This window comes from Bacillus sp. Pc3 (assembly GCF_000815145.1).
Lineage (GTDB): Bacteria > Bacillota > Bacilli > Bacillales > Bacillaceae > Bacillus > Bacillus velezensis.
On record NZ_CP010406.1, the window covers coordinates 1467501 to 1490800 of the forward strand.

The 23300-nt window shown below is 46.7% G+C and carries 23 protein-coding genes, 2 tRNA genes, 2 rRNA genes, 1 pseudogene and 1 riboswitch (1 of these 29 only partly in view); of the genes and pseudogenes, 11 read left to right on the plus strand and 17 right to left on the minus strand.

All coding sequences use genetic code 11. The annotated features are described in order from the left end of the window. The 6 genes from SB24_RS06710 to SB24_RS06735 form a co-directional block, all read right to left on the minus strand. A 23S ribosomal RNA gene (locus tag SB24_RS06710) occupies window positions 1-163 on the minus strand (it extends 2767 nt beyond the left edge of the window). 175 nt (window positions 164-338) lie between these two features. Next, window positions 339-1888: ribosomal RNA gene (locus tag SB24_RS06715) — 16S ribosomal RNA — on the minus strand. The 16S and 23S rRNA genes sit together here with 2 tRNA genes alongside, the layout of an rRNA operon. 98 nt (window positions 1889-1986) lie before the next feature. After that, window positions 1987-2060 (minus strand) — tRNA-Gly (locus SB24_RS06720). Window positions 2061-2068: 8 nt separating this feature from the next. Then, window positions 2069-2145: transfer RNA gene (locus SB24_RS06725), tRNA-Arg, on the minus strand. 303 nt (window positions 2146-2448) lie between these two features. Further along, complete coding sequence (locus SB24_RS06730) at window positions 2449-3867, minus strand: sugar porter family MFS transporter (protein ID WP_015416941.1); 1419 nt, start codon at window positions 3865-3867, stop codon at window positions 2449-2451. Window positions 3868-4296: 429 nt separating this feature from the next. Beyond that, window positions 4297-5298 (minus strand): NADPH:quinone oxidoreductase family protein, encoded by a 1002-nt coding sequence (locus SB24_RS06735; protein WP_007409291.1) that lies wholly within the window; start codon window positions 5296-5298, stop codon window positions 4297-4299. Window positions 5299-5425: 127 nt separating this feature from the next. Between SB24_RS06735 and SB24_RS06740 the strand changes: the two genes are divergently transcribed. The 6 genes from SB24_RS06740 (at window position 5426) to SB24_RS06765 (ending at window position 10073) form a co-directional block, all read left to right on the plus strand. After that, on the plus strand, window positions 5426-5893 hold the full coding sequence (locus SB24_RS06740) for an SRPBCC family protein (protein WP_020955414.1): 468 nt from the start codon (window positions 5426-5428) through the stop codon (window positions 5891-5893). Between the two features lie 111 nt (window positions 5894-6004). Further along, window positions 6005-6859, plus strand: a complete 855-nt coding sequence (locus SB24_RS06745) for a manganese catalase family protein (RefSeq protein WP_007409292.1) — start codon at window positions 6005-6007, stop codon at window positions 6857-6859. Between the two features lie 237 nt (window positions 6860-7096). After that, complete coding sequence (locus SB24_RS06750) at window positions 7097-8659, plus strand: APC family permease (protein WP_039252530.1); 1563 nt, start codon at window positions 7097-7099, stop codon at window positions 8657-8659. 116 nt (window positions 8660-8775) lie between these two features. Then, on the plus strand, window positions 8776-9357 hold the full coding sequence (locus SB24_RS06755; RefSeq protein WP_039252532.1) for a TetR/AcrR family transcriptional regulator: 582 nt from the start codon (window positions 8776-8778) through the stop codon (window positions 9355-9357). A gap of 72 nt (window positions 9358-9429) precedes the next feature. Continuing rightward, window positions 9430-9759, plus strand: a complete 330-nt coding sequence (locus SB24_RS06760; RefSeq protein WP_003156023.1) for a DMT family transporter — start codon at window positions 9430-9432, stop codon at window positions 9757-9759. Further along, window positions 9759-10073, plus strand: a complete 315-nt coding sequence (locus tag SB24_RS06765) for a DMT family transporter (RefSeq protein WP_003156024.1) — start codon at window positions 9759-9761, stop codon at window positions 10071-10073. Before SB24_RS06760 ends, SB24_RS06765 begins: the two co-directional genes overlap by 1 nt. A gap of 59 nt (window positions 10074-10132) precedes the next feature. Here SB24_RS06765 and SB24_RS06770 read toward each other — a convergent pair whose 3' ends face one another. From SB24_RS06770 to SB24_RS06780, 3 genes are all read right to left on the minus strand, one after another. Then, complete coding sequence (locus SB24_RS06770; RefSeq protein ID WP_012116961.1) at window positions 10133-11347, minus strand: CynX/NimT family MFS transporter; 1215 nt, start codon at window positions 11345-11347, stop codon at window positions 10133-10135. After that, window positions 11337-12023 carry a FadR/GntR family transcriptional regulator gene (locus tag SB24_RS06775; protein WP_007609773.1) on the minus strand — a complete coding sequence of 229 codons (687 nt, stop codon included), beginning with the start codon at window positions 12021-12023 and terminating at the stop codon, window positions 11337-11339. The genes SB24_RS06770 and SB24_RS06775 overlap by 11 nt, the downstream gene beginning before the upstream one ends. A gap of 121 nt (window positions 12024-12144) precedes the next feature. Then, on the minus strand, window positions 12145-12861 hold the full coding sequence (locus SB24_RS06780; protein WP_007409298.1) for a GntR family transcriptional regulator: 717 nt from the start codon (window positions 12859-12861) through the stop codon (window positions 12145-12147). A gap of 177 nt (window positions 12862-13038) precedes the next feature. Continuing rightward, window positions 13039-13138: riboswitch (purine riboswitch) on the plus strand. Between the two features lie 54 nt (window positions 13139-13192). On the opposite strand from SB24_RS06780, the gene SB24_RS06785 reads away from it, so the two are divergent. Continuing rightward, window positions 13193-14353, plus strand: coding sequence for an MFS transporter (locus SB24_RS06785; RefSeq protein ID WP_007409299.1), 1161 nt, complete (start codon window positions 13193-13195; stop codon window positions 14351-14353). A 51-nt stretch (window positions 14354-14404) separates the two neighbouring features. On the opposite strand, the gene SB24_RS06790 is transcribed toward SB24_RS06785, so the two are convergent. Next, window positions 14405-14971: a YdhK family protein gene (locus SB24_RS06790; protein ID WP_014417056.1), complete on the minus strand. Its 567-nt coding sequence runs from the start codon at window positions 14969-14971 to the stop codon at window positions 14405-14407. A gap of 196 nt (window positions 14972-15167) precedes the next feature. Here SB24_RS06790 and SB24_RS20205 point away from each other — a divergent pair, with 196 nt between their 5' ends. Next, window positions 15168-15341 (plus strand): hypothetical protein, encoded by a 174-nt coding sequence (locus SB24_RS20205; RefSeq protein ID WP_165458413.1) that lies wholly within the window; start codon window positions 15168-15170, stop codon window positions 15339-15341. 52 nt (window positions 15342-15393) lie between these two features. Here the strand turns inward: SB24_RS20205 and SB24_RS06795 are convergent, their stop codons facing one another. Beyond that, a complete protein-coding gene (locus SB24_RS06795; protein ID WP_039252534.1) occupies window positions 15394-16752 on the minus strand; it encodes a serine hydrolase in 1359 nt (452 codons plus the stop codon). Between the two features lie 136 nt (window positions 16753-16888). Continuing rightward, entirely contained in the window at window positions 16889-17158 is a 270-nt protein-coding gene (locus tag SB24_RS06800) for a hypothetical protein (RefSeq protein WP_039252536.1), read from the minus strand. A gap of 230 nt (window positions 17159-17388) precedes the next feature. On the opposite strand from SB24_RS06800, the gene SB24_RS06805 reads away from it, so the two are divergent. Beyond that, window positions 17389-17643, plus strand: coding sequence for a hypothetical protein (locus tag SB24_RS06805; RefSeq protein WP_031378602.1), 255 nt, complete (start codon window positions 17389-17391; stop codon window positions 17641-17643). Window positions 17644-17700: 57 nt separating this feature from the next. On the opposite strand, the gene SB24_RS06810 is transcribed toward SB24_RS06805, so the two are convergent. After that, window positions 17701-18894 carry a macrolide family glycosyltransferase gene (locus SB24_RS06810; RefSeq protein WP_039252538.1) on the minus strand — a complete coding sequence of 398 codons (1194 nt, stop codon included), beginning with the start codon at window positions 18892-18894 and terminating at the stop codon, window positions 17701-17703. A 142-nt stretch (window positions 18895-19036) separates the two neighbouring features. Then, window positions 19037-19723, minus strand: a complete 687-nt coding sequence (locus SB24_RS06815; protein ID WP_039252541.1) for a GntR family transcriptional regulator — start codon at window positions 19721-19723, stop codon at window positions 19037-19039. A 182-nt stretch (window positions 19724-19905) separates the two neighbouring features. On the opposite strand from SB24_RS06815, the gene SB24_RS06820 reads away from it, so the two are divergent. Beyond that, a complete protein-coding gene (locus tag SB24_RS06820; RefSeq protein WP_039252544.1) occupies window positions 19906-20964 on the plus strand; it encodes a tartrate dehydrogenase in 1059 nt (352 codons plus the stop codon). 47 nt (window positions 20965-21011) lie between these two features. Here the strand turns inward: SB24_RS06820 and SB24_RS06825 are convergent, their stop codons facing one another. The 3 genes and pseudogenes from SB24_RS06825 to SB24_RS19945 form a co-directional block, all read right to left on the minus strand. Beyond that, entirely contained in the window at window positions 21012-21794 is a 783-nt protein-coding gene (locus SB24_RS06825; RefSeq protein WP_015416930.1) for a class I SAM-dependent methyltransferase, read from the minus strand. Window positions 21795-21830: 36 nt separating this feature from the next. After that, the gene (locus SB24_RS06830) at window positions 21831-22448 is read right to left on the minus strand and encodes an NUDIX hydrolase (RefSeq protein WP_015416929.1); all 618 of its coding nucleotides are present in this window, start codon (window positions 22446-22448) and stop codon (window positions 21831-21833) included. A gap of 142 nt (window positions 22449-22590) precedes the next feature. Beyond that, a pseudogene (locus SB24_RS19945) lies at window positions 22591-22689 on the minus strand (MerR family DNA-binding transcriptional regulator); the annotation flags it as partial. 123 nt (window positions 22690-22812) lie between these two features. Between SB24_RS19945 and SB24_RS06840 the strand changes: the two are divergent. Beyond that, window positions 22813-23271 carry a spermine/spermidine acetyltransferase gene (locus tag SB24_RS06840; RefSeq protein ID WP_015416928.1) on the plus strand — a complete coding sequence of 153 codons (459 nt, stop codon included), beginning with the start codon at window positions 22813-22815 and terminating at the stop codon, window positions 23269-23271. Window positions 23272-23300: the final 29 nt, after the last annotated feature.

Sequence of the window (23300 nt, forward strand, 5' to 3'; positions counted from 1 at the left end):
ATTCAGATATGGATACCACTCCATTACGAGTGGTGGGTTTCCCCATTCGGAAATCTCCGGATCAAAGCTTGCTTACAGCTCCCCGAAGCATATCGGTGTTCGTCCCGTCCTTCATCGGCTCCTAGTGCCAAGGCATCCACCGTGCGCCCTTTCTAACTTAACCGTTAAAAAGAATCACTACGTGATATCTTGCATTACTAATTGAATGTGAATTACTTCTGTTATCTAGTTTTCAAAGAACAACATCTCGAAGAATCGAATGATCCTTCAAAACTAAACAAGACAGGGAACGTTCTGTTTATAAGACCCAAGGTCTTATATTCCGTTAAAATCCTTAGAAAGGAGGTGATCCAGCCGCACCTTCCGATACGGCTACCTTGTTACGACTTCACCCCAATCATCTGTCCCACCTTCGGCGGCTGGCTCCATAAAGGTTACCTCACCGACTTCGGGTGTTACAAACTCTCGTGGTGTGACGGGCGGTGTGTACAAGGCCCGGGAACGTATTCACCGCGGCATGCTGATCCGCGATTACTAGCGATTCCAGCTTCACGCAGTCGAGTTGCAGACTGCGATCCGAACTGAGAACAGATTTGTGGGATTGGCTTAACCTCGCGGTTTCGCTGCCCTTTGTTCTGTCCATTGTAGCACGTGTGTAGCCCAGGTCATAAGGGGCATGATGATTTGACGTCATCCCCACCTTCCTCCGGTTTGTCACCGGCAGTCACCTTAGAGTGCCCAACTGAATGCTGGCAACTAAGATCAAGGGTTGCGCTCGTTGCGGGACTTAACCCAACATCTCACGACACGAGCTGACGACAACCATGCACCACCTGTCACTCTGCCCCCGAAGGGGACGTCCTATCTCTAGGATTGTCAGAGGATGTCAAGACCTGGTAAGGTTCTTCGCGTTGCTTCGAATTAAACCACATGCTCCACCGCTTGTGCGGGCCCCCGTCAATTCCTTTGAGTTTCAGTCTTGCGACCGTACTCCCCAGGCGGAGTGCTTAATGCGTTAGCTGCAGCACTAAGGGGCGGAAACCCCCTAACACTTAGCACTCATCGTTTACGGCGTGGACTACCAGGGTATCTAATCCTGTTCGCTCCCCACGCTTTCGCTCCTCAGCGTCAGTTACAGACCAGAGAGTCGCCTTCGCCACTGGTGTTCCTCCACATCTCTACGCATTTCACCGCTACACGTGGAATTCCACTCTCCTCTTCTGCACTCAAGTTCCCCAGTTTCCAATGACCCTCCCCGGTTGAGCCGGGGGCTTTCACATCAGACTTAAGAAACCGCCTGCGAGCCCTTTACGCCCAATAATTCCGGACAACGCTTGCCACCTACGTATTACCGCGGCTGCTGGCACGTAGTTAGCCGTGGCTTTCTGGTTAGGTACCGTCAAGGTGCCGCCCTATTTGAACGGCACTTGTTCTTCCCTAACAACAGAGCTTTACGATCCGAAAACCTTCATCACTCACGCGGCGTTGCTCCGTCAGACTTTCGTCCATTGCGGAAGATTCCCTACTGCTGCCTCCCGTAGGAGTCTGGGCCGTGTCTCAGTCCCAGTGTGGCCGATCACCCTCTCAGGTCGGCTACGCATCGTCGCCTTGGTGAGCCGTTACCTCACCAACTAGCTAATGCGCCGCGGGTCCATCTGTAAGTGGTAGCCGAAGCCACCTTTTATGTCTGAACCATGCGGTTCAAACAACCATCCGGTATTAGCCCCGGTTTCCCGGAGTTATCCCAGTCTTACAGGCAGGTTACCCACGTGTTACTCACCCGTCCGCCGCTAACATCAGGGAGCAAGCTCCCATCTGTCCGCTCGACTTGCATGTATTAGGCACGCCGCCAGCGTTCGTCCTGAGCCAGGATCAAACTCTCCGATAAAGTAGTTTGACTGACTACGCACATCGCTGTGCGATTTATTTAAAACTTTGAATTAACAGGTACGTTTTGTCTTGTTTAGTTTTCAAATATCATTATAATGGAGCGGGTGATGAGAATCGAACTCACGACATCAGCTTGGAAGGCTGAGGTTTTACCACTAAACTACACCCGCGTTTGAATTGGCGCGCCCGAGAGGAGTCGAACCCCTAACCTTTTGATCCGTAGTCAAACGCTCTATCCAATTGAGCTACGGGCGCTTATCAGGCGACTTAACTATCATACTACCAATCAGTTATGATGTCAAGTGTTTTTTTTATTTCTTTTCAAAGTCTTTTTCTCGACCTCATTTATTATACACGCTTTCGAGAATTTGTAAAGTCTTTTTTCAAAAGATCATTTTCTCATTTGTCGTTATCGCTTTGTTCATCAGCGACGTCTAATAATATACCATGCACTTTAAATTAGGTCAACACTTTTACGAAACTTTTTTCTCACTTATTATTCCCTTCTATGTAATAAATAAAAAAGCAGGATTCCCAGGAACCCCGCGTCTATTCAGATTACCCGCTCACCTTGGCTTCCGCGCTATTACGATCTGTTTTTTCATAAGCACGGAAGTTTTGTTCAAGCTGTTCGAGCGACAGACCTTTCGTTTCCGGAAGGAACCTTTTCACAAATATAACGGACGCTATCCCTAACAAGACAAAAATGAAGAAGGTTGCAGACAATCCGATGTTTGCGAGCAGGACCGGAAAAGTGAAACCCACAAGGAAGTTCACGATCCAGAGGCAGAAGACAGTGACCCCCATACCAAGTCCCCGCAATCGAAGCGGGAATATCTCCGACAGCATCAGCCAGGTCACCGGAGAGACAGCCCCCTGCTGAAACGCAAGGAAAGTGACTGTTAATGAAAGAACCACATAAGGAAGAGCGGGCGATCCTTTCAGCACGACAGACAGAACTCCGATCAAAAGCAGCACCGCAGTCGTTCCGATCAGCCCCGTCATCAGCATCGGGCGGCGGCCGACTTTGCCGAGAAGCCATATTCCTACAAAAGTCGCGAGCACCGAAATCACACCGTTAGCGATATTGCCGATTAATGCGGCTTTTGTCTCGAAACCGGCATCTTTTAAAATTTGAGTTCCATAATACATAATTGAATTCACGCCGGTGAGCTGCTGCACTACCGCAATTCCGATCCCGACAAACACAATGCGGCGCACCCACGGAACGGCAAGATCCTTAAAGGCGACCTGCTCCATCTCAGCTTCCTTATGAAAGGCAGATTCAATCTCAGCGAGCTCAGACTTCGCTTTCTCTTCATTCCTTATTCGCCGGAGAACGCGCAGAGCATCTTCTTTTCTTCCTTTAGAAACCAGCCAGCGCGGACTTTCAGGAACTCTCAGCATACCGAAAAACAAGAATACCGCAGGAAGAGCCGCGATAACGAGCATATAACGCCAGGCGTGAGAGGTATCACCAAGCACATTGCCGATAATAGCATTACACGTGAAGGCAAGCAGCTGGCCTGTTACAATCATCAATTCATTTTGGGTAACCATTCTCCCTCGGCTTTCCGCCGGCGACATTTCAGCCAAATACGCCGGAACGGTTACGGATGCTCCCCCGACGGCAAGCCCCAGCAGAAAACGGGAGATGACCATAACAGATACGTTAGGCGCCAGTGTACATCCAAGCGTCGCTGCAAAGAACAAAACGGCAAGGATAAGGATATTTTTACGTCTGCCGTTATAGTCCGACAATCTCCCTCCGAAAACTGCTCCGATCGCAGCCCCCAAGAGCAGGGAGCTCGCCACCATCCCTTCAGTCAAAGCGGTAAGATTAAGCTGGTCAGCTTCCGCCATAAACGGCAGCGCCCCATTAATTACACCTGTATCGTAGCCGAAAAGCAGACCCCCGAACGTCGATACTAAAATGATGGTTCTCAAAAATGAATGCTGGCTGCTATTTTTATTCATCTTCAAATCCTCCTAGTTTTTACATAGAGATAATATCGGAATATTCAGTTATCAATATTTGCACCTATAACGTCTGCATACAAGTTCTGACCGTCCAAAACAGTTATATAAGAAGAAAATAATCCGAAAGCGTTATCATTTATAGTGATTATCCGCTCTCCCCTCTCGTCAAATTGTTATTTTATAGTTACTTTGTAGTGAAGTTATAATGATATTATTGGCATTTATGTTATTATCATAATTTTAAAAGCGCTTTCAGTCAATAAATATTTCAGAAAATTTTATAACTTACCTTTATATTACCTATATATAACCAATTTGTGTTTTTAATCGGCTCATTTCCACGATATACTCAATAGTTAATCTCTTCTCAATAAATAATTGATTATATATTGAAAACCCCCAACTGCTGATTGGGGGGTTTTTGATTTATTCTTCGTTTATTGTAACGATCGTTCTTCCTCTCGCTTCTCCTTTTAAAAGAGCAGGAAGCGTATCCGGCAGCTCTTCAAGTGTAATTTCCTTTTGAATAAAGGCCTCCAGATCTGCAGGCTTGAAGTCATCAGCTAAACGCTGCCATGTTTTCTTTCTTGTCTCCATCGGACAGAATACGGAATCGATTCCCAAGAGACTGACGCCGCGCAATATAAACGGAAAGACTGTAGCCGGGAGTTTCGTTCCCGCTGTCAGTCCGCTCACAGCAACTGATCCGCCGTACTGAATCTGACTGAGAACTGAAGCAAGCGGCTCACCTCCGACCGGATCGACGGCCGCTGCCCATTTTTGTTTTTGCATTGGTTTTAACGTGCCGTTATACACTTCGTCACGGTGAATGACCGTCTTTGCTCCGAGGCTCTTCAAATAGCCGCTTTCGTCTTCTTTTCCCGTACTGGCCTCGACCTCGTAACCTAAGGTTGAAAGAATGGAGACGGCAAAGCTTCCGACGCCGCCTGTCGCTCCTGTCACCAGCACCTTCCCTTTTTCAGGAGCGGCATGGTTTTCTTCAAGACGCTGGACGGACAATGCGGCAGTGAAGCCGGCGGTTCCGATCGTCATGGCTTCTTTAAGTGTCAGACCTTCAGGCAGCGGCACGATCCAATCTGCCGGAATGCGGGCCATCCCGCTATAACCGCCAAAGCGGGAAACACCTATGCCGTAGCTTGTCGCAATGACTTTATCCCCCTCTTTGAAACGGGCGTCATCTGAGGAAACGACGATTCCCGCTAAATCAATTCCCGGGACGAAAGGGTACGACGTTACGATCTTGCCGTCAGGAATGGCAGCCAAGCTGTCTTTATAATTCACCCCTGAGTAGCAAACCTTAATCAGCACTTCACCCTCGGGAAGGTCCTGAACCGCCAGCTCCCGTACGCTGACTGAAAACCGGTCTTCACGTTGATCGACTACTAACGCTTTAAATTGATCTGTCATTACTACGTCTCCTTAAAATGAATTGAATGGCTTTGGAAAAGCATAAAATAAGTTTGATTTGTTTTCAAATGTCCTGCCCCGTGTAGTATGATCAAAAGTAAAAACAGCGAAAGAGTGGTTACGCATCATGTCTGATAAACAAAACAAAGATAACAAAAACAATAACAGCAGCAATCAGCCATTACCGGACATTATTCATACCGCCGTTTTCAAGGCGCCGATACAAGTTGTCTGGGATACGGTCTCCACTGCGGACGGCCTGTCTCTCTGGTTTATGCCGAATGATTTCACACCTCAAGAAGACAGTGAGTTTCAGCTGGAATCTCCGTTCGGTCCGTCTCCGTGCAAGCTGCTGGATATTGAAGCGCCGTACCGCCTTTCTTTTTCGTGGGATACGGAAGGCTGGATCGTTTCTTTTGTCTTAAAGGAAACGGAAAGCGGAGATACGGAATTCACTCTCATTCACGGCGGATGGAAAGAGCCGGAAGCCGTCATCAATAAAGTCAATCGGAAAAGCTCCGAGATTCACAGTACGATGGATCAAGGATGGAACGGGCTTGTCAACACGAAACTTCGCGGAGCGGTTGAGGCTTAACACAAAAGGACGGACACGCTTTCCGTCCTTTTTTTGATGCCGATACATAAAAACTGACTTTGCAAAGACACTAACAGAAGAACCGAAAACTTCTTTCAGGGGGCGCTGTTTATGTATTATTACAAAGAAGAGCTGATCAATATCATTAAACCGGACAAGCCGGACCCGGCCGCGGCCAAGGTGCTTCAGGAAATTTTAGGCGGGCACTACGGAGAAATGCGGACGATGATGCAATACTTTTTCCAAAGCTCTAATTTCAGAGGAAAAGAAAAACAGTTCCGTGACCTGCTTCGCGGTGTATTTTTAGAAGAGATCGCACACGTTGAGCTTGTCCAGCATACGATCAATGCGCTGCTCGACGAAAGCGGCGCTGAGGGCCCCGGAAATCAGGCGGCAGATCAGGCGCCGCTTGACGAAGCAGTTAAACACGCCAATCCGCACCATTTTATCATCGGAGCGCAAAGTTCTCTTCCTGTAGACGCCGGCGGCAATCCATGGAACGGTTCTTGGGTATACAACCACGGGAATCTGATTTCCGATTTATTGGACAATGTCGTGCTGGAATCAACCGGCGTGCTGCAAAAGACACGCATTTATGAAATGAGTTCAAATCAGACGTTCAGAGAAACACTCGGTTTTCTGATTGTCCGTGACAACGCCCATCAAAATGCATTTACAAAAGCGTTGGAAACACTGGGTGTCGAATGGGGCAAATTATTTCCCGTGCCGAATTATGATATTGAAAAATACCCGGAATGCCGGAAATTCGTTGAGATGGGTTATCATAATACTCAATTTAATTTCAGACTGGATCCGACACGGATCGGAGAAATTCTGCAGGGAACGACGCCGAGCCGAAACGGCGGCGAATTAAGTGTGTCCGAGCCTCCTAAAGGTTTCCCCGTGCCGGAACTTCCTGAGCTTCCGAATGAGCACAGCCCCGGACTGAAAGATATGAACTTGTAACAAAAAACGCCTGTTTCGGGCGTTTTTTGTTTTTCTGAATATGAGGTTTGAATTTGTTTAAAACGGGGAATATAAGCCGGGAGATCTTGCCATACGGCCGTTATTATAATGTGAGCACATTGCTGTACATACTTCGTTTCGAAAGTTGTCCTAATTTTCCAGCCGGCCGGCTGGGTATGTTTGAATGATAATGGGAATTATGTAAAGAGAACAATGTCTTTTTTAAGGAGGCAGCGAATGTCTAAGCAAGGAAACTTCCAGAAAACTATGTCACTTTTTGATCTTATTTTAATCGGCATGGGAGCCATATTCGGTTCGGCATGGCTGTTTGCCGTCAGTAACGTCGCCTCTAAAGCGGGCCCATCAGGCATTTTTTCCTGGCTGATCGGCGGGGGAATCATCTTATTGATCGGCTTGGTTTATGCCGAACTGGGCGCCGCGCTGCCGCGGACCGGGGGAATTATCCGGTATCCCGTATATTCACACGGACACCTCGTCGGATATTTAATTTCCTTTGTCACCATTGTGGCATACACGAGTCTTATTTCTATAGAAGTCACGGCAGTCCGCCAATACGTGGCGTATTGGTTTCCCGGTTTGACCGTAAAAGGCTCCGATTCTCCGACAATTGCCGGGTGGATATTGCAATTTGCGCTGCTCTGCCTGTTCTTCCTCCTCAATTACTGGAGTGTCAAAACCTTTGCGAAAGCAAACTTCATTATTTCGATTTTTAAATATGTCGTACCGATTACGGTAATTGTGGTACTGATTTTTCATTTTCACCCGGGCAATATGACCGTTCACGGATTCTCGCCTTTTGGTTTCACCGGAATTCAGGCCGCGATTTCCACAGGCGGCGTCATGTTTGCATATCTTGGGCTGCATCCGATTGTGGCTGTCGCGAGTGAAGTGCAGAACCCGAAGCGGAACATTCCGATCGCATTGATTGTCTGTATTATCGTGTCTACTATTATTTACACCGTGCTGCAGCTCACTTTTATAGGGGCGATCCCGGCGGATACCCTGAAGCACGGATGGCCGGCTATCGGGACTGAATTCTCCCTTCCGTTCAAAGATATCGCCGTTTTGCTCGGTTTGGGGTGGCTGGCGACATTGGTCATTTTAGATGCGATTTTATCACCGGGCGGTAACGGAAATATCTTTATGAATACGACTTCACGTCTCGTCTATGCCTGGGCCAGAAACAGAACATTATTCAGCATTTTTTCTAAAGTCAATAAAGAAACCGGGACACCGCGCGCCTCCCTTTGGCTTTCGTTCGGTCTGGCTGTTTTTTGGACGCTTCCTTTCCCTTCTTGGAACGCTCTTGTCAACGTATGCTCCGTCGCATTGATTCTGTCTTATGCGATTGCGCCGATTTCTTCAGCGGCGCTGAGAGTCAACGCGAAGAATATTAACAGACCGTTTTATTTAAAAGGGATGAGCATCATCGGGCCGCTGTCGTTTATTTTTACCTCTTATATTGTATATTGGTCCGGATGGCGCACCGTATCCTGGCTTCTCGGTTCTCAAATTGTCATGTTTCTGATCTATCTCTGTTTCAGTAAATATGCTCCCAAAGATGATGTCAGCATACGGCAGCAGCTGAAATCAGCATGGTGGATCGTCGGCTTTTATGTCATGATGCTGATTTTCTCCTATCTCGGCTCGTTCGGCCACGGATTGGGCATTATCAGCAATCCGCTTGACCTGATTCTGATCGCCATCGGTTCGCTCGGTATTTATTACTGGGCAAAATATACGGGTCTGCCGAAGGCTATGATCGACAGTGATAAATGACGAATGCCGGAAAGAAGTATGGTCTTCTTTCCGGTATTTTTATTTTAAGGGATGACAAAAAAGAGAACATGCGATAAAATGAATGACAGTCATTCATAAAAGGAGGAACCCCTCTATTGGCAAAACAAAGCTCGGGAAAATACGAAAAGATCCTGCAAGCCGCGATTGAAGTCATTTCTGAAAAAGGATTAGACAAAGCATCCATTTCAGAAATCGTCAAAAAAGCCGGAACGGCCCAAGGTACGTTTTACTTATATTTTTCTTCTAAAAACGCACTGATATCCGCGATTGCAGAAAACCTGCTCGACACTACGCTGGACAGAATAAAAGGGAAAGCGGACGGTTCTGAAGATTTTTGGACGTTGCTGGACATTTTGGTAGATGAGACATTTCACATCACCCGGCTTCATAAAGATATTATCGTTCTCTGTTATTCCGGTCTTGCCATTGATCATTCAATGGAGAAATGGGAAGCCATTTATCAGCCTTATTATTCCTGGCTGGAAGGCGTGATCAATACGGCCATTGAACAGGGTGAGGTCCACAGCGGCATTCATGTCAGATGGACGGCCAGAACGATTATCAACGTTGTCGAGAACGCGGCTGAACGGTTTTATATCGGCTGTGAACAGGATGTCGATCTCGAAGTATATAAAAAAGAAATATTCAGCTTTCTCAAAAGAAGCTTGCAGAAATGATTGGCGGAGACCGATCATTTTTGACCGCCGTAAAAATGACTGACATTCATTCATAACTGAGGTGACTGTATCATGTATTGGCTGCTTGTATTGATAGCCGGACTGTTAGAAGTAGTTTGGGCGTCCGCCCTGAAGCATGCGGATTCGCTCTTTGATTGGATTGGTATTTTCCTTCTGATTGCCGTCAGCTTTCTGATGCTGATCCGCTCTTATAAAAAAATTCCGATGGCTGCCGCATATACCGTTTTTGTCGGAATAGGCACCGTCGGCACATATGTAACGGGCGTCATTTTAGGTGAATCGTTTTCAATCGGGCAAATATTCTTTTTGGCTTTGCTGTTGTCCGGCATTTTAGGAATGAAGGTATTTACGAAAGAAACTGAAACAAGGGGTGAACATTAATGGCATGGCTGCTGTTATTTATTGCCGGAGCGGAGGAAGTTGTAGCGGCCGTTGCCATGAAACATATTGACGGTTTTAAAAAAAAGTGGCCGCTGATTGTCATGGTAACAGGCTTTATGCTTTCATTCTTTTGCCTTTCCGGAGCGATGCAGGTTCTTCCCACAGGTGTCGCGTATGCGGCTTGGACCGGCATGGGAAGCATCGGCGTTTCGGCCGTGGGCATACTTTGGTTTAAAGAAAAATTCAATCTGTCACAATTGGTGTCTCTGGGGCTTATCCTCATCGGTGTCATCGGCTTAAAACTGACAGCGTGACGGCCTGAGACAGCTTTTCAAATAAAAAACAAAGGACCCTAAACGGGCCCTTTGTTTTTTTATGCTGTTTTGATCTGTTCTGCTTTTCCCGCTCCGACTCCGAAAATAAAAATCAGAACGGAGACTGCGATCAGCATGAATAACGGAACCGTCCAGCCGTGCGTGATGTCATGCAGCAAACCGAATACGAGCGGCCCGAACGCGGCAAGCAGGTATCCGAATGACTGAGCCATGCCGGAAAGCGCCGCGGCTTCATGAACATGCCGGGTCCGCAGGCTGAAGAACATCATCGCCAAGCTGAACGCACATCCTCCCGCAATTCCGATCAAAATGACCCATAGCGGAGTGAGAGCCGGGCTTCCGAAAAGAACGCCGGCAATGCCGATAAGGAAAAATAAAGCCGTCAGTCCGGCGAGTGCGCGCTGATTTTTCATTTTAGCGGCAGCGATCGGCACGATAAAAGTAATCGGCAGGACTGAGAATTGCATTAATGAAAGCATCCATCCCGCCTTACTTGAGCTGAGACCATTCTGCTGAAGAATTTCCGGCAGCCAAGCGATGACGGTGTAAAAAATAAGGGATTGCAGCCCCATGAACATCGTCACCTTCCAAGCAAGCGGAGACCGCAGCAGACTGCTTTTCTTCTCTCCGTTTGTCCCAGTCGTGCGGACGGGCAGTTCGCGTCCTCGCATTTGCGGAATCCACATGACAAACGCAATGAAAGAAAGGATAGCCCAGCAGCCGAGCGCGCCTTTCCAGCCTAACCCCGCTGAAGAGGCGATCGGCACGCTGATTCCGGATGCAATCGCGCCGCACAGATTCATAGAAACCGAGTAGACGCCGGTCATGATGCCTAAATTTCCGGGAAACTTATGTTTAATGAGACTCGGCAGCAGGACGTTGCATACGGCGATCGACAATCCCAACAGAATCGTTCCGAAAAAGAGAGTGCCGATTCCGGCGATGGAGCGCAGCAGAGTTCCGGCTGTCAGGACAATTAATGATGACAGTAAGACAATCTCGGTACCGAAGCGCCGGGACAATAAAGGAACAAACGGTGACAGACATGCAAATGCCAAAAGCGGCACTGTCGTAATGGTGCCGGCAGCCGCATTGGTCATGCCGAGGCTGTCCCGAATTGAGGAAACGAGCGGCCCGACCGATGTCAGAGGCGCTCTGAGGTTGGCCCCTATCAATATGACTCCGATGACCAGCAATATCAGTTTTTTACGCTGACTTGCTTGCAGAATTTGATGTTCGTCTTTAATTTTCATGTTCATCCTCCATGTGTATTGTATCTTTAAATACTGTGATGTATTGGTTGACGGCCTCCATGGCCTGATCCGGTTTCTGTCCGATAATCGCGGCGGCAAGCTGGGTGTGGATCCGTATAGCAGGGGTGATTTCCAACAGGTTATGGACTGACGCACAAAGCGCCTCCGTCATATGCTCGTAAAGATCAGAAAGCATGTTGTTATGGGCCGCCTGTACAATGGTTTTGTGCAGTTTAATGTCAGCCTCGGCATACCGTTTTCGATCTTCATTTTGCAAGGCCGCTTCACATTCATCCAAGCATGCCTTCAGTGCTTTCAGGTCTTCGTCATTACGCCTTTCCGCCGCCAATCGCGCAGCTTCTCGTTCGAGTGCGTATCTGACTTCTAATGTTTCAAGCAAATTTGATTTTTTAATATGGCGGTAAAATGCCGCGCCGAGAACACTGGATGAGCTGACATACGTACCGCTCCCCTGCCTTGTCTGAAGCAGGCCGGCATGTACGAGCGCCCGAATGGCCTCACGCAATGTGTTTCGGCTCACATCAAATTGCTTCATTAAATCCAGCTCAGGGGGAATGCGCGTCCCGACCGGCCATTTATCCGATTGAATTAACGATTCAATTTGCGTCACCACTTGTTCTACGAGCGACAGTCTGCTTGTTTTGGATATCTCCATCAAAACACCTCTGAAATTTGTAGGATGATTCTATCATTGGGTAATATAACATAAAAGAAGCGAAGATGTAAATCAGCGGCAACAAAAAAAGAGTGAGTTTTTCTCTCACTCTTCGGCGCTTTTATGAACGTTTTATATTGACTGAGGTCACGACAAACTTGTCATGACGGTGGCGGGAAAATGAATATTCAAAGGGAGTGCCGTTGTCCAAAAAGCCTACATGCTCGACTTCAAGTATCGGGTCATCCGGCCGGCAGCCGAGATATTGCTGATCCATATCATCCGACTTGCACGCTCTGATTTTTCTGTGTGAGCCTGCGATTTTGAGCTGGAGTTCCCGCGTAATATGATCGTAGATGGAATGGTTGAGCACCTCGTCATTAATGCCGGGTATAAGGCTCGCCGGCATGTACGTTTTTTCAAGAACGTACGGTTCGCCTTCAACAATTCTGAGCCTTACTACATAATAGACGGGAGTCTTTTCATCGATGGCCAAATGTGCGGCGACATCTTGAGACGGAAACTGCACTTCAAACCGGATGACCTTGCTCTTGATATTTTTTCCTTTTAACAAATTGCTCAAGCCGAGAATTTCGTTGCTGACTACGTGAACGTGCTCATCCTGCATGGCTGATTGAATGATAAACGTGCCGTGCCCTCTTTTTCTGAAAAGCATCCCTTCAGCCGCAAGTGTATCAAGCGCCCGCTTCATTGTCATCCGGCTGCACCCGAACTCCGCAGCGAGCGTCTTTTCATCCGGGATCGGCTGATCTATGTCATATACACTGCTTTTAATCCTCTTTCTCATTTCGTTGGCGATTTTTTCGTACTTATTCATCGGTTTCCTCCGGCTGTATAATGTTTGATCTGTATAGACTCCTTACGGTTATCATAAATTTTTTTCCCGGCTTCATCAATGACGTTACAGCCGCCGATATTGAAAATGAAAGGATTTCCTTGAATTTTCTATGGAATCTCCCTCACTATTATGGTAGAATTTTTTGCAGAAACGGACACAACCGAATATTGCATACATTGTATAACCTCAATGATATGGTTTGAGGGTGTCTACCAGGAACCGTAAAATCCTGATTACAAAAATTGTCCCGTACACTTTTTGTAATCAGGATTTTTTATTTTCTAAAAAATAAAAAAAGGAGTATCTGTACATGAATTTCAAAGTATTTCTGCTTGCAGCATCTACCATCGCAGTCGGATTGGTTGAATTAATTGTGGGCGGTATTCTTCCGCAAATCGCTTCCGACTTAGATATATCTATCGTCAGCGCGGGGCAGCTGATCAGCGTGTTTGCGCTCGGTTACGCGGTATCCGGCCCGCTGCTTTTGGCGGTGACGGCAAAGGCTGAACGAAAGCGGCTTTATTTAATCGCACTGTTTATTTTCTTCCTAAGTAATCTGGTGGCTTATTTCAGTCCCAATTTCGCCGTACTTATGGTGTCACGGGTGCTCGCTTCCATGAGCACAGGGCTGATTGTCGTCCTTTCTTTAACGATTGCTCCTAAAATCGTGGCGCCTGAATACAGAGCGCGGGCGATCGGCATCATTTTCATGGGGTTCAGCTCCGCAATCGCTTTAGGCGTGCCTGTCGGCATTATCATCAGCAATGCCTTCGGATGGCGCGTTCTGTTCTTGGGAATCGGCGTATTATCTCTCGTTTCCATGCTGATCATCAGCGTCTTTTTCGAAAAAATACCTGCTGAAAAAATGATTCCGTTTCGTGAGCAGATCAAGACGATCGGGACCGCCAAAATTGCCAGCGCACATCTTGTCACCTTGTTTACATTGGCGGGGCATTACACACTCTATGCCTACTTTGCGCCTTTTTTGGAAAGAACGCTTCATTTGAGTTCCGTTTGGGTCAGTGTATGCTACTTTTTGTTCGGTCTGTCAGCGGTATGCGGCGGCCCGTTCGGAGGCTGGCTGTATGACCGTTTAGGAGCATTTAAAAGCATCATGCTTGTGACCGTTTCTTTCGCTCTGATCCTGTTTATTCTTCCGCTGACAACGGTTTCTTTAATCATTTTCCTGCCTGCGATGGTGATCTGGGGATTGCTCAGCTGGAGCCTTGCGCCTGCGCAGCAAAGCTATTTAATCAAAATTGCGCCTGAGTCTTCCGATATTCAGCAAAGCTTCAACACGTCCGCTTTGCAGATCGGCATCGCGCTCGGGTCAGCCATCGGCGGCGGCGTGATCGGACAAACCGGTTCAGTCACAGCAACAGCCTGGTGCGGCGGTTTGATTGTCATTATCGCTGTCGCGTTAGCTGTATTCTCTTTAACGAGACCCGCTTTGAAAAGAAAATCCGCATAAATGTGAGACCGCAAAAAAGCCAAAGGAGTTCCTTCGGCTTTTGCGGTCTTTTTATTTTGCGGCAGCAAGCTCGTCTTCTGTCACCCATTTATGATTGGTTACTTTTTGGCCGCCGTCAGTCGGTGTATAGTCGACCATATAAACGGTTGTCTTTTTGGCTGAATCAATAACGGCTTCGGCGCCCTTCATGCCTTTCATATGGGATGCCTCGATCACGGCCTTGTCACCCGGTTTTAACGTTTTATTACCGGCGCCCTTCAGCTCTTCCTGAATGACCCATTTATGATCTTCGACGCGCTTTCCTCCCGTTTCCGGAGTGTAAGATACACTGTAAACCGTTGTATCATAAGCACCTTTTACGGTTCCTTGCGCATTTTTCATGCCTTTCATATGAGAAGCTAAAATCATGACGTCACTGCCGACTTTATAAGTCGGATTTTCTGCCTTCTTTAAACCTTTCGGCACCTCGGATGAACCTGAGTGATTCATGTCTTCGTGAGAGTGCGTTTCTTTGTCTTTCGCTTTTTCGCTTCCTCCTGAAGATTGGCTGTTGCATCCGGCAAGCGCCAGAACGGGGATCAGGAGAAACATGCTGAATAAAAATAGTCTCGCTTTCATTTCAAGAACTCCTTTGCCTTTTTGATTTTTCACTTTCCCTTTCGTTTCTTCAGTAAAACAAAAAGATGGCCTGTCATTTCTCCTAATTCTTCAAATCTCTCTTTATTGCCTTTCATCAGGTGAAATTGTTCACAAAATGTACACATTAATGGAGATGCAGTATAATTCAATTATCAGATAATAGGGGGAACTCATCATGAAAACGAAGGTTTTTGCGGTGGTATTGGGCGCTGTTTTAATGATTGCGGGGTTGGTTTTGGCAGAAGTTTCGCTTTATATGGAATACATCACAATGCTCGGAGCTATGATTTTTTCTTCTATATTTATGTCAGAGCCGAAAAGAAAATTTCGCGTCATCAAAGAGGTTTGACTTTTCTATTACCGCCGTCTTCTCAGGACGGCGGTTTTGTTTTGCATGTCACTCAGTCTATCCGCACAGCCGTTTCTTCTGTACCGTCCTGATATAAAACGAAATGCGGGGCTGTTTGTGCTTTATCACCTGCAAATTCAATTTCAAGCGGCAGCGCCCTGACAAAATAACGGGTTTCCGTCATTGGGAATAATTCGAATGGAGTCTGCCCGTCTATTGTAAGATACAATCGGTTTTCTTTTACCGCCACCGATGCATGTGTGTCATCCTGAAATGAGTAATTGCCGGTAAATCTGCTGTAAATCGCAGGATCGATATCTGCTTTTTTCTGATCTGCCGGACGTTTCGGAATCACGTATGGCTGATCAAATAAGATGTTTACAGCCGCGGCAATTACAGCTTGTTCAAATTGATACGATTGTTCCATATTGCTGAGATAAATCAATGTTTTATTCTGGTCAATATATCGGATCATCAGAGTTGAATAGCCCGGCCAGCCTCCGTCGTGACTGATAACCTTCCCTTTTTGGGGGCTGTTTTGAATCATCCAGCCAAATCCGTATCCGAATTGCTTTTCTTCATTCCAATAGCCCGGTGTAAACGCTTGATCTTTAGACTCTTTGCCGATGATTTCTTCCGTATAAAGAGCCTGATCAAACAGATATAAATCTCTAATAGCGGAGTTAACGGTTCCGTCACCTTGAATTCCGTCAAGAAAGACGACATAATCAGTTTCCTCAAGTTCATCCGGCAGCACATATTCTCCGGAATGAACATCATACACATAGCCATATGCATAGTTCGGAATGTTTTCTTTACTCAGCCTTCTGTTATAAATCCGCGTATCGTGCATACGAAGCGGATGAAATACGGCTTGTTTCATAAATTCAGCAAAACTCATGCCTGATACAATTTCTATAATAACCGCTAACACCACATACCCCGTATTACTGTAAAGCCACTCCTTGCCCGGCGGGAAATAAGCATCCGGTTTATGCTGCTTAAGCATATTGATCACATCTTGATTAACGGCAATTCTGTCCCGGTCCCAATGTGTTAAGAACAACTCCATATAATCCGGCAATCCTGACGTATGATGGAGTAAATGCCGAATGGTAATGCCCGGATAAGGAAAATCAGGAAGCCACCGCTCTATCATATCGTCATAACACAGCTTCCCTTGCTGCTCTAAAATGATAACGCCTAAAGCTGTAAACGGCTTCGATACTGAGGCCAATTCAAAGACCGATTGGTCATTCAGCATCCTCTTTGTTTTCAGTTCTGCAACGCCGAATGAACCCTGGTATAAGATGCGGCCGTTTTCCGCTGCCAATACAGCGCCGTTTATTTCATGTCTTTCGTCTAAAGTGCTGAAAAGCTGTTCAAACGCTTGTTTTTTCTTATCGTTCATTTCACGAACCCCCATATACAAGCTGATTTACTCTTTTATACGAGCGGCCGCTTTAGAAGTTTCAATATTTTCCCTTCTCAAAACACCAGTCGGTATACTGCCGTTCAGGCAGCCGCGGAGGTTTGATGAAGGTCTTTTATTCACACAATACTGTGCAGGCTTCGAATTCAACATGCTTCTCGTCTTTATTTGCACCGGCAATTTCCATGGTCGAAAACATCGCGCAGACGACGGCTTTGTATTCGTTCATGACGGTTTGAATTTCAATCAGGAACCGTTCGGATGAAGCCGCGTATTCCGTTACGTACTCTTTCATTTTGCCGATAATATCATCTGCCTGACAGCTGAAGCCGGCCGCCTCCAAGTCACTCTCAAACTGGTTTTTGTTGATCATATGAATATGCATTTTTTAAAGGCTCCTTTCAGCAGCATTTTGTGGTTATATCTACTGTAAAGGACAGGCTTGGATAAACTTTTAATAAAATATGAACAAAATATGAATTGGCTCATCGGCTGACCGGCGGGCTTTCGGCTGTGCTCCGTTTCATTTGGACTACATGAAAAAATGACTTCTTTACTCTGTTAAAAACAGCTCATATATGATCTAATACCAGTAAAATGTTTAGGAGGCGGCCTATGTCAGCAGCAGGAAATCGGCAAAAATTTTGGGTCATGGCGATGCTTATAGCGGTCTTTGCCGTGTTCGTTTTCTCTTTTTCTGAGAATCATTCACAAAAGGACTGGCACACGGCGGTTGACCAGGCGTCTGTGAATGTCTTCGGCCAGCAGATCTTTGAAAAAAACCGTCTGGCAAAAACACTCGACGCACGTGAGGCAGAATCTCTTCTGACTCTTGTGAAACTTGCAAATGAAGAACATCACATCATCTAAAAGCCATTATAAAAAGCCTGTTTCCCTTTGGCAGAGGAAACAGGCTTTTTCCATGTATTATTGAGCATGTTTTTGTTCAATAAACCGGTCGATCCGGGCGAGAACATCCTTCATGTTCGTACATTCTTTAAAGCTTTCATTAATGGCTTGAATGCCTTGTTTGTATTCTCCGTTATGCAGCACTTCTTCCGCGGCAAGCTTTACCTTTTCAGCGCTTACTTCATCTTTTTGCACGGTATAGCCTGCATCCAATTCAGTCAGGCGACGCGCAACCATCGGCTGGTCTTTATCGTGCGGGATGACGACCAGCGGCACTTGATAATGAATGCCTTCATTTACACTGTTCATTCCGCCATGCGTGACAAACACGTCGGCCTGCTCCAGCACTTCAAGCTGCGGCACGTACGGTGCGATGATAAAGTTTTCCGGCGCCTGTTTGATTTTCGACAGATCGGCTTTTTCCCCGGCGGCAATGACTACTTTTCCTTCAAAATCTGAGAACGCGTCTATGCACAGATTGAAAAACGCTTCCGTGTCCCCGAGCACCGTTCCCATTGAGATATAAATGACTTTTTCATTCTTTAATGCGTCAATCGGGAAGTCGACGCGCCCTTTTCTCTTCGGAAAACTCGGACCGATAAATAAATACTCATCTCCGAATGTCTCACTTTCGGGCTGAAAATATCTGCTTGTATAGACGACGTTCAATTCACCTGTGTTGTTCATAAATTGAACCATGCTGTCAGGGGCGACACCGTATTTGTCTTTCATCTCGGCCAACAGCTCTTCACATTCCCTGTCCGGCTGAAACGGCACGGCCGATTCCGGGTGGAGCGGCAGTATTTTCAGACGGTCTTCATTGAACAGGAAGGACGCTGAAGAAGAGATGCCGGGAATGTTGAGATAATCCCGCACCAGCTCTCCCGCACCGAATTTATCATAATAGACGGCGTCGAATTGAATGTCCTCTGCCAGCCGCTGCACAATATGTAAAATCTCCAGTGACGTTTTGATATGAACCTTTAAAAATGCAAGTATGCCGGACGGACTGCCGGGATCAATGGGTGTCATTCTGAGCAGATCGCTGTGAAGATGAACTTTCGCCCCTACTCCTTCCAGTCTGCTTTTGTATTTTTCCGTTGAGATATAATGAACGTGATCGCCCCGTTCGCTGAAGGCCTTTGTCATACCCAATGTCGGGTTTACGTGTCCTTCTGCAGGAAAATTGATCATCAGAATATGTTTCGCCATTTTTCAAACTCCTTTGCCTTTTTTGCGTCTCTTCCATATCCATCATAAATGACGCGGAAAAAATCATGCAAGGAACATCCGTCAGGTCTTTATGACGGTTCGATGACATCGGCAAAAAAAAAGACAAGGCTTTTCACCTTGTCTATCGTGATGATTCGTCTGTTTCTTCCGCTCTCAGCACGCCTTTCAGATGTTCTTCATCATGCTTGAGATGCTCCGTCATATATTGCACGGCTTTTGTTTTGTCGCCCTTTTTTATTTCTTCAAAGATTTTTCGGTGCTCATGCAGAATAACCTCCGCACGGTCATCGCCTTTAAAATTAAGAACTCTGCAAAAATGAATCAGCACATTGACATGCTCAAGCAGCATGGCCAGCCGGCTGTTATGGCTGAAATCCACAAGGAGCTGATGAAACGTCTCGTTCAAGGAAATAATCTCAGTCTCTTTGACGCCTTTATTGATGGCTTCTTCCGTCTTGCGCAGCTGTTTTTCAATGAGGTCAATTTCACTCTCAGCCGCTTCATCAATAACCAGTTCGACTGCCAGTGATTCAAGTGACATTCTGATTTTATAAATCTCTTCAACATCCTTAACGGACAAAGAATAAATGACAAAGCCGTTTCGATCGTCTGCCGTCAGAAGCCCGTCCTTTTCAAGGAGCCGCATGGCTTCTCTGACCGGCGACCGGCTGACTCCGAAATCCTTGGCCAGCTGAGTCTCATTCAGCCGTTCACCCGGTTTAAAAATCCCGTCAAATATCATTTTTTTCAATTGGGAATAAAATTGCAGATAATACGGGATTGGCTTATCTAATTTAAAATTATCCATCTTTCCTACCTCTTCATACAATTTAGGCCTTATTGTTACCAAGATCATATAACAGTTTATCTATGGAAGCAACATTCCCGAGCTTGTCAGCATATCGGAGGTGGCGTAATATGGAACTATAATGAACGACGGTCGACGGTCTGCCGTAAACCGAAAACAATTCATTCAGAGGTGACGGAAACATGAAAACATACAAGATTGCCAGCATACCGGGGGACGGTGTGGGGAAAGAAACAGTCCCTCAAGCGGAGCGGGTGTTGAATGCGATTGCCGAATTACATGGAGGCATTGCCTTTGATTTCACTTCTTTTCCGTGGAGCTGCGAGTATTATTTGGAGCACGGGACTATGATGCCGGATGATGGATTAGAAAGGTTACAGCACTTTGATGCTTTGTTTTTGGGGGCGGTGGGGAATCAAAAACTCGTCCCCGATCATGTTTCGCTGTGGGGGCTGCTCATCAAGATACGCCGGGAATTTGAACAGGTGATTAATGTGCGGCCGGCAAAGCTCCTGCCGGGAATCACTTCCCCCCTCGTTAACCCGAAGGATTTTGATCTGATAGTCGTCCGCGAAAACAGTGAGGGCGAGTACAGCTCTGTCGGCGGCAGAATCTATCAGGGTGAGGACGAAATCGCCATACAAAACGCGGTCTTTTCCCGACGGGGTACGGAAAGAGTAATGCGGTATGCTTTCGAACTGGCGGCAAGTCGGCGGAAACACGTCACAAGCGCGACGAAATCAAACGGTATTGTTCACTCGATGCCGTTCTGGGATAACATCTTTAAAGAGGTCAGCCGTGAGTACGCCGGGATTGAGACGGATTCCCAGCACATCGATGCACTGGCGGCCTTCTTTGTCACGCAGCCGGAACGCTTTGATGTCATTGTCGCTTCGAATCTGTTCGGAGATGTGCTGACAGATATCGGTGCGGCGATTATGGGAAGCATCGGAATCGCTCCCGCAGCCAACATCAATGTAAACGGCAAATATCCTTCCATGTTTGAGCCTGTTCACGGCTCCGCCCCGGATATTTTCGGAAAAGGAATTGCCAATCCTATAGGCCAAATATGGACGGCGAAATTAATGCTCGATTCATTCGGAGAAGAGGAACTGGGCCATCTCCTCTTACAATCTATTGAAACGGTCACAAACAGCGGCATTCTGACTCCTGATGTCGGCGGAAAATATTCAACGGAAGATGTCACTTCCGCTATTATTTCTCAAATCAAGAACAGATAATACGAAAAAACCGCGGGCAGAAAAACTGCACAGCGGTTTTTTTCGTCTCAGACGGGACGGATCGCGCAGAAACAGGCCGATTCACCTGTGAAGCCCGCAATACGGCCTGATTGATCCTTTTCTACAGAAAAAAACCGCTGTATATCATGAGGAGCATCCAGCATCTGTTTTTCCAGTAATGCGGCTTTCTCTTCAGTCAGGCCTGCCCGTTCACACCAGACGGTAAATTGAAATGGTTTCAAAAAGCAGACAGCGGATTCAATCCGGAAGCCGGCTGTCTCCAGAAAACGGAGCCATTCTGTTTTTTTCCACGCCCGAAAGTGGCTCTGATCCCGTCTCTTCTCAATGTCATTATAAAAATGGTCATATTCATCCTTTTCAGGTGCGGTATTGTCAATGAGAAGCAGTCTGCCGCCCGGTTTGACAACCCGAAACGCTTCATGAACAAAGGCTCTGACATCGGGAAAATGATGCGCCGCGATTCTGCATGTGACGATATCGAAAGCAGCATCGGAAAACGGCATCTTTTCAGCATCGCCTTTTTCGAATGAAACGTTCGTCCATCCGTTTCCGGTTATAAATGCTTCAGCGGCTGCTAACATTTCTTCCGTGAGGTCATAGGCGATAACAGAGCGTACGAGAGGAGCGAGAGCGTTAGCCGTATGTCCGCCTCCCGTCGCGATATCCAGCACGTCCATATGCTTTTCGGCACCGGAAGCTGAAACGAGATACGCCAAATCCTCTCCTGCGGCGTGTCCTGGACTAGTCACATATTTCGCGGCGTTTTTGGCAAATTGCCGCTGCGCCTGCTGTTTAATTGAATCCTCCATTATACTCGGGCCCCCCTTTTCTTTCTGATTGCTGCCTTAATCAAAATAAACGGGTTCGTCCGGATGTTTGAGATATGCAAACATCCTATCAATCTGACTTTTTGTATTGCGGGCTTCAGATAGCGGCGGCAGTTCCGTTTCCGCAAAAAAGCCGGCGGCGCTTGTTTCTGTTCCCTCCCTGATCCGGCCGCCGATGATCTCGCATTTGATAAACACTTTGTAAACGTGGGCGGCGGACGGCGGATGGGAATGGCATTTCTTATCCATTACAGCTAACAGTTTAACGGGCTTTACGTCGATTCCTGACTCCTCTTTTACTTCTTTGACAGCGGTCTCGCCCGGAGAAATCCCGATATCAGCCCATCCGCCCGGCAGCGCCCATCTGCCGTCGCTTTTCTCTCTTACCATTAATATGCTCTGATCTTTAAAAACTGCCGCTCTGATATCAACTTTCGGAGTGGGATAGCCCGTGTCACCGGCGAATACGTCTTTGATGACCCTTTTATCGATGCCGGTATGATGCGCCATGATATCCACGCTTATTTTTCTTATTTCTTCAAATCTCTCAATATCATATATGTCTTTGGAATAAGCCAGCCCCGCTTGCGCCGCTGATTGAAGCTGTTTTGCCCATTCAAGCCATTTTGGCTCCATTTTTTCACCGCCCGTTATGTTAATTGACGAAACCCTGAGGGTCCGAGTATTGCACCTTGAGAGTACCGGTGCCCATGATCCGTTTCTGCTCCTTGTTTTCTGTGTATGACGGAGCGAATCCTGCCGGAAAATCAGAAAAAAGCAGGCCGATCTCGTCATAATGGAACAGGGTTTGTTTTTTTACGTGGCACAGTTTTGCAAATTCACCCGTTGTGAAGTATTTTCTGACGTCTTCGCTCATAATGCCTCCTTGACTATACGGTAACCATATCCTTTATGATGATCATTGAGAAGGCTGATTCACAAATGGCTTACGTAATGAAAGCTTTACCGTCTCAAAAAAAGCGGAAGAGGAGTATCAAGTATGACGATTGAAATCAGAACAGTCACGGAAGAAAACCGTGCCGATATACTGGCGCTTCATGTAAGGGAAAGCCAGACTTCATTTATTGAAACCGCGGAAGAGTGCTTACAAGATGCTGAGGATTGCCGGCATTATCAGCCGGCCGGTCTTTATGTTAACGGGGAATTGGTCGGCTTTGCCATGTACGGATGGTTTCCGGAATATGATGAGGAAAATGAAAACGGCAGAGTATGGCTTGACCGTTTTTTTATTGATGAACGCTATCAGGGACGGGGATTGGGCAAGCTGTTGCTTGATGCCCTTATCCGCCATCTCGTTCGAATATATGATTGCAGACGGATTTATTTAAGCCTGTTTGAAGATAATGTGCACGCATTGCGGCTTTATCAAAGATTCGGCTTTTCATTCAATGGAGAGCTGGACTTCAATGGTGAAAAAGTGATGGTGAAAGAGCTGTAAACCCTCTGTATAAAAGCAATTCGTCTTCT

What these genes read in the sequence shown, in the direction of transcription:
- SB24_RS06730 (WP_015416941.1), bottom strand. Translation starts at nt 3,867, where the DNA reads ATGAATAAAAATAGCAGCCAGCATTCATTTTTGAGAACCATCATTTTA.
- SB24_RS06735 (WP_007409291.1), bottom strand. Translation starts at nt 5,298, where the DNA reads ATGACAGATCAATTTAAAGCGTTAGTAGTCGATCAACGTGAAGACCGG.
- SB24_RS06740 (WP_020955414.1), top strand. Translation starts at nt 5,426, where the DNA reads ATGTCTGATAAACAAAACAAAGATAACAAAAACAATAACAGCAGCAAT.
- SB24_RS06745 (WP_007409292.1), top strand. Translation starts at nt 6,005, where the DNA reads ATGTATTATTACAAAGAAGAGCTGATCAATATCATTAAACCGGACAAG.
- SB24_RS06750 (WP_039252530.1), top strand. Translation starts at nt 7,097, where the DNA reads ATGTCTAAGCAAGGAAACTTCCAGAAAACTATGTCACTTTTTGATCTT.
- SB24_RS06760 (WP_003156023.1), top strand. Translation starts at nt 9,430, where the DNA reads ATGTATTGGCTGCTTGTATTGATAGCCGGACTGTTAGAAGTAGTTTGG.
- SB24_RS06765 (WP_003156024.1), top strand. Translation starts at nt 9,759, where the DNA reads ATGGCATGGCTGCTGTTATTTATTGCCGGAGCGGAGGAAGTTGTAGCG.
- SB24_RS06770 (WP_012116961.1), bottom strand. Translation starts at nt 11,347, where the DNA reads ATGAAAATTAAAGACGAACATCAAATTCTGCAAGCAAGTCAGCGTAAA.
- SB24_RS06775 (WP_007609773.1), bottom strand. Translation starts at nt 12,023, where the DNA reads ATGGAGATATCCAAAACAAGCAGACTGTCGCTCGTAGAACAAGTGGTG.
- SB24_RS06780 (WP_007409298.1), bottom strand. Translation starts at nt 12,861, where the DNA reads ATGAATAAGTACGAAAAAATCGCCAACGAAATGAGAAAGAGGATTAAA.
- SB24_RS06785 (WP_007409299.1), top strand. Translation starts at nt 13,193, where the DNA reads ATGAATTTCAAAGTATTTCTGCTTGCAGCATCTACCATCGCAGTCGGA.
- SB24_RS06790 (WP_014417056.1), bottom strand. Translation starts at nt 14,971, where the DNA reads ATGAAAGCGAGACTATTTTTATTCAGCATGTTTCTCCTGATCCCCGTT.
- SB24_RS20205 (WP_165458413.1), top strand. Translation starts at nt 15,168, where the DNA reads ATGAAAACGAAGGTTTTTGCGGTGGTATTGGGCGCTGTTTTAATGATT.
- SB24_RS06795 (WP_039252534.1), bottom strand. Translation starts at nt 16,752, where the DNA reads ATGAACGATAAGAAAAAACAAGCGTTTGAACAGCTTTTCAGCACTTTA.
- SB24_RS06800 (WP_039252536.1), bottom strand. Translation starts at nt 17,158, where the DNA reads ATGCATATTCATATGATCAACAAAAACCAGTTTGAGAGTGACTTGGAG.
- SB24_RS06805 (WP_031378602.1), top strand. Translation starts at nt 17,389, where the DNA reads ATGTCAGCAGCAGGAAATCGGCAAAAATTTTGGGTCATGGCGATGCTT.
- SB24_RS06810 (WP_039252538.1), bottom strand. Translation starts at nt 18,894, where the DNA reads ATGGCGAAACATATTCTGATGATCAATTTTCCTGCAGAAGGACACGTA.
- SB24_RS06815 (WP_039252541.1), bottom strand. Translation starts at nt 19,723, where the DNA reads ATGGATAATTTTAAATTAGATAAGCCAATCCCGTATTATCTGCAATTT.
- SB24_RS06820 (WP_039252544.1), top strand. Translation starts at nt 19,906, where the DNA reads ATGAAAACATACAAGATTGCCAGCATACCGGGGGACGGTGTGGGGAAA.
- SB24_RS06825 (WP_015416930.1), bottom strand. Translation starts at nt 21,794, where the DNA reads ATGGAGGATTCAATTAAACAGCAGGCGCAGCGGCAATTTGCCAAAAAC.
- SB24_RS06830 (WP_015416929.1), bottom strand. Translation starts at nt 22,448, where the DNA reads ATGGAGCCAAAATGGCTTGAATGGGCAAAACAGCTTCAATCAGCGGCG.
- SB24_RS06840 (WP_015416928.1), top strand. Translation starts at nt 22,813, where the DNA reads ATGACGATTGAAATCAGAACAGTCACGGAAGAAAACCGTGCCGATATA.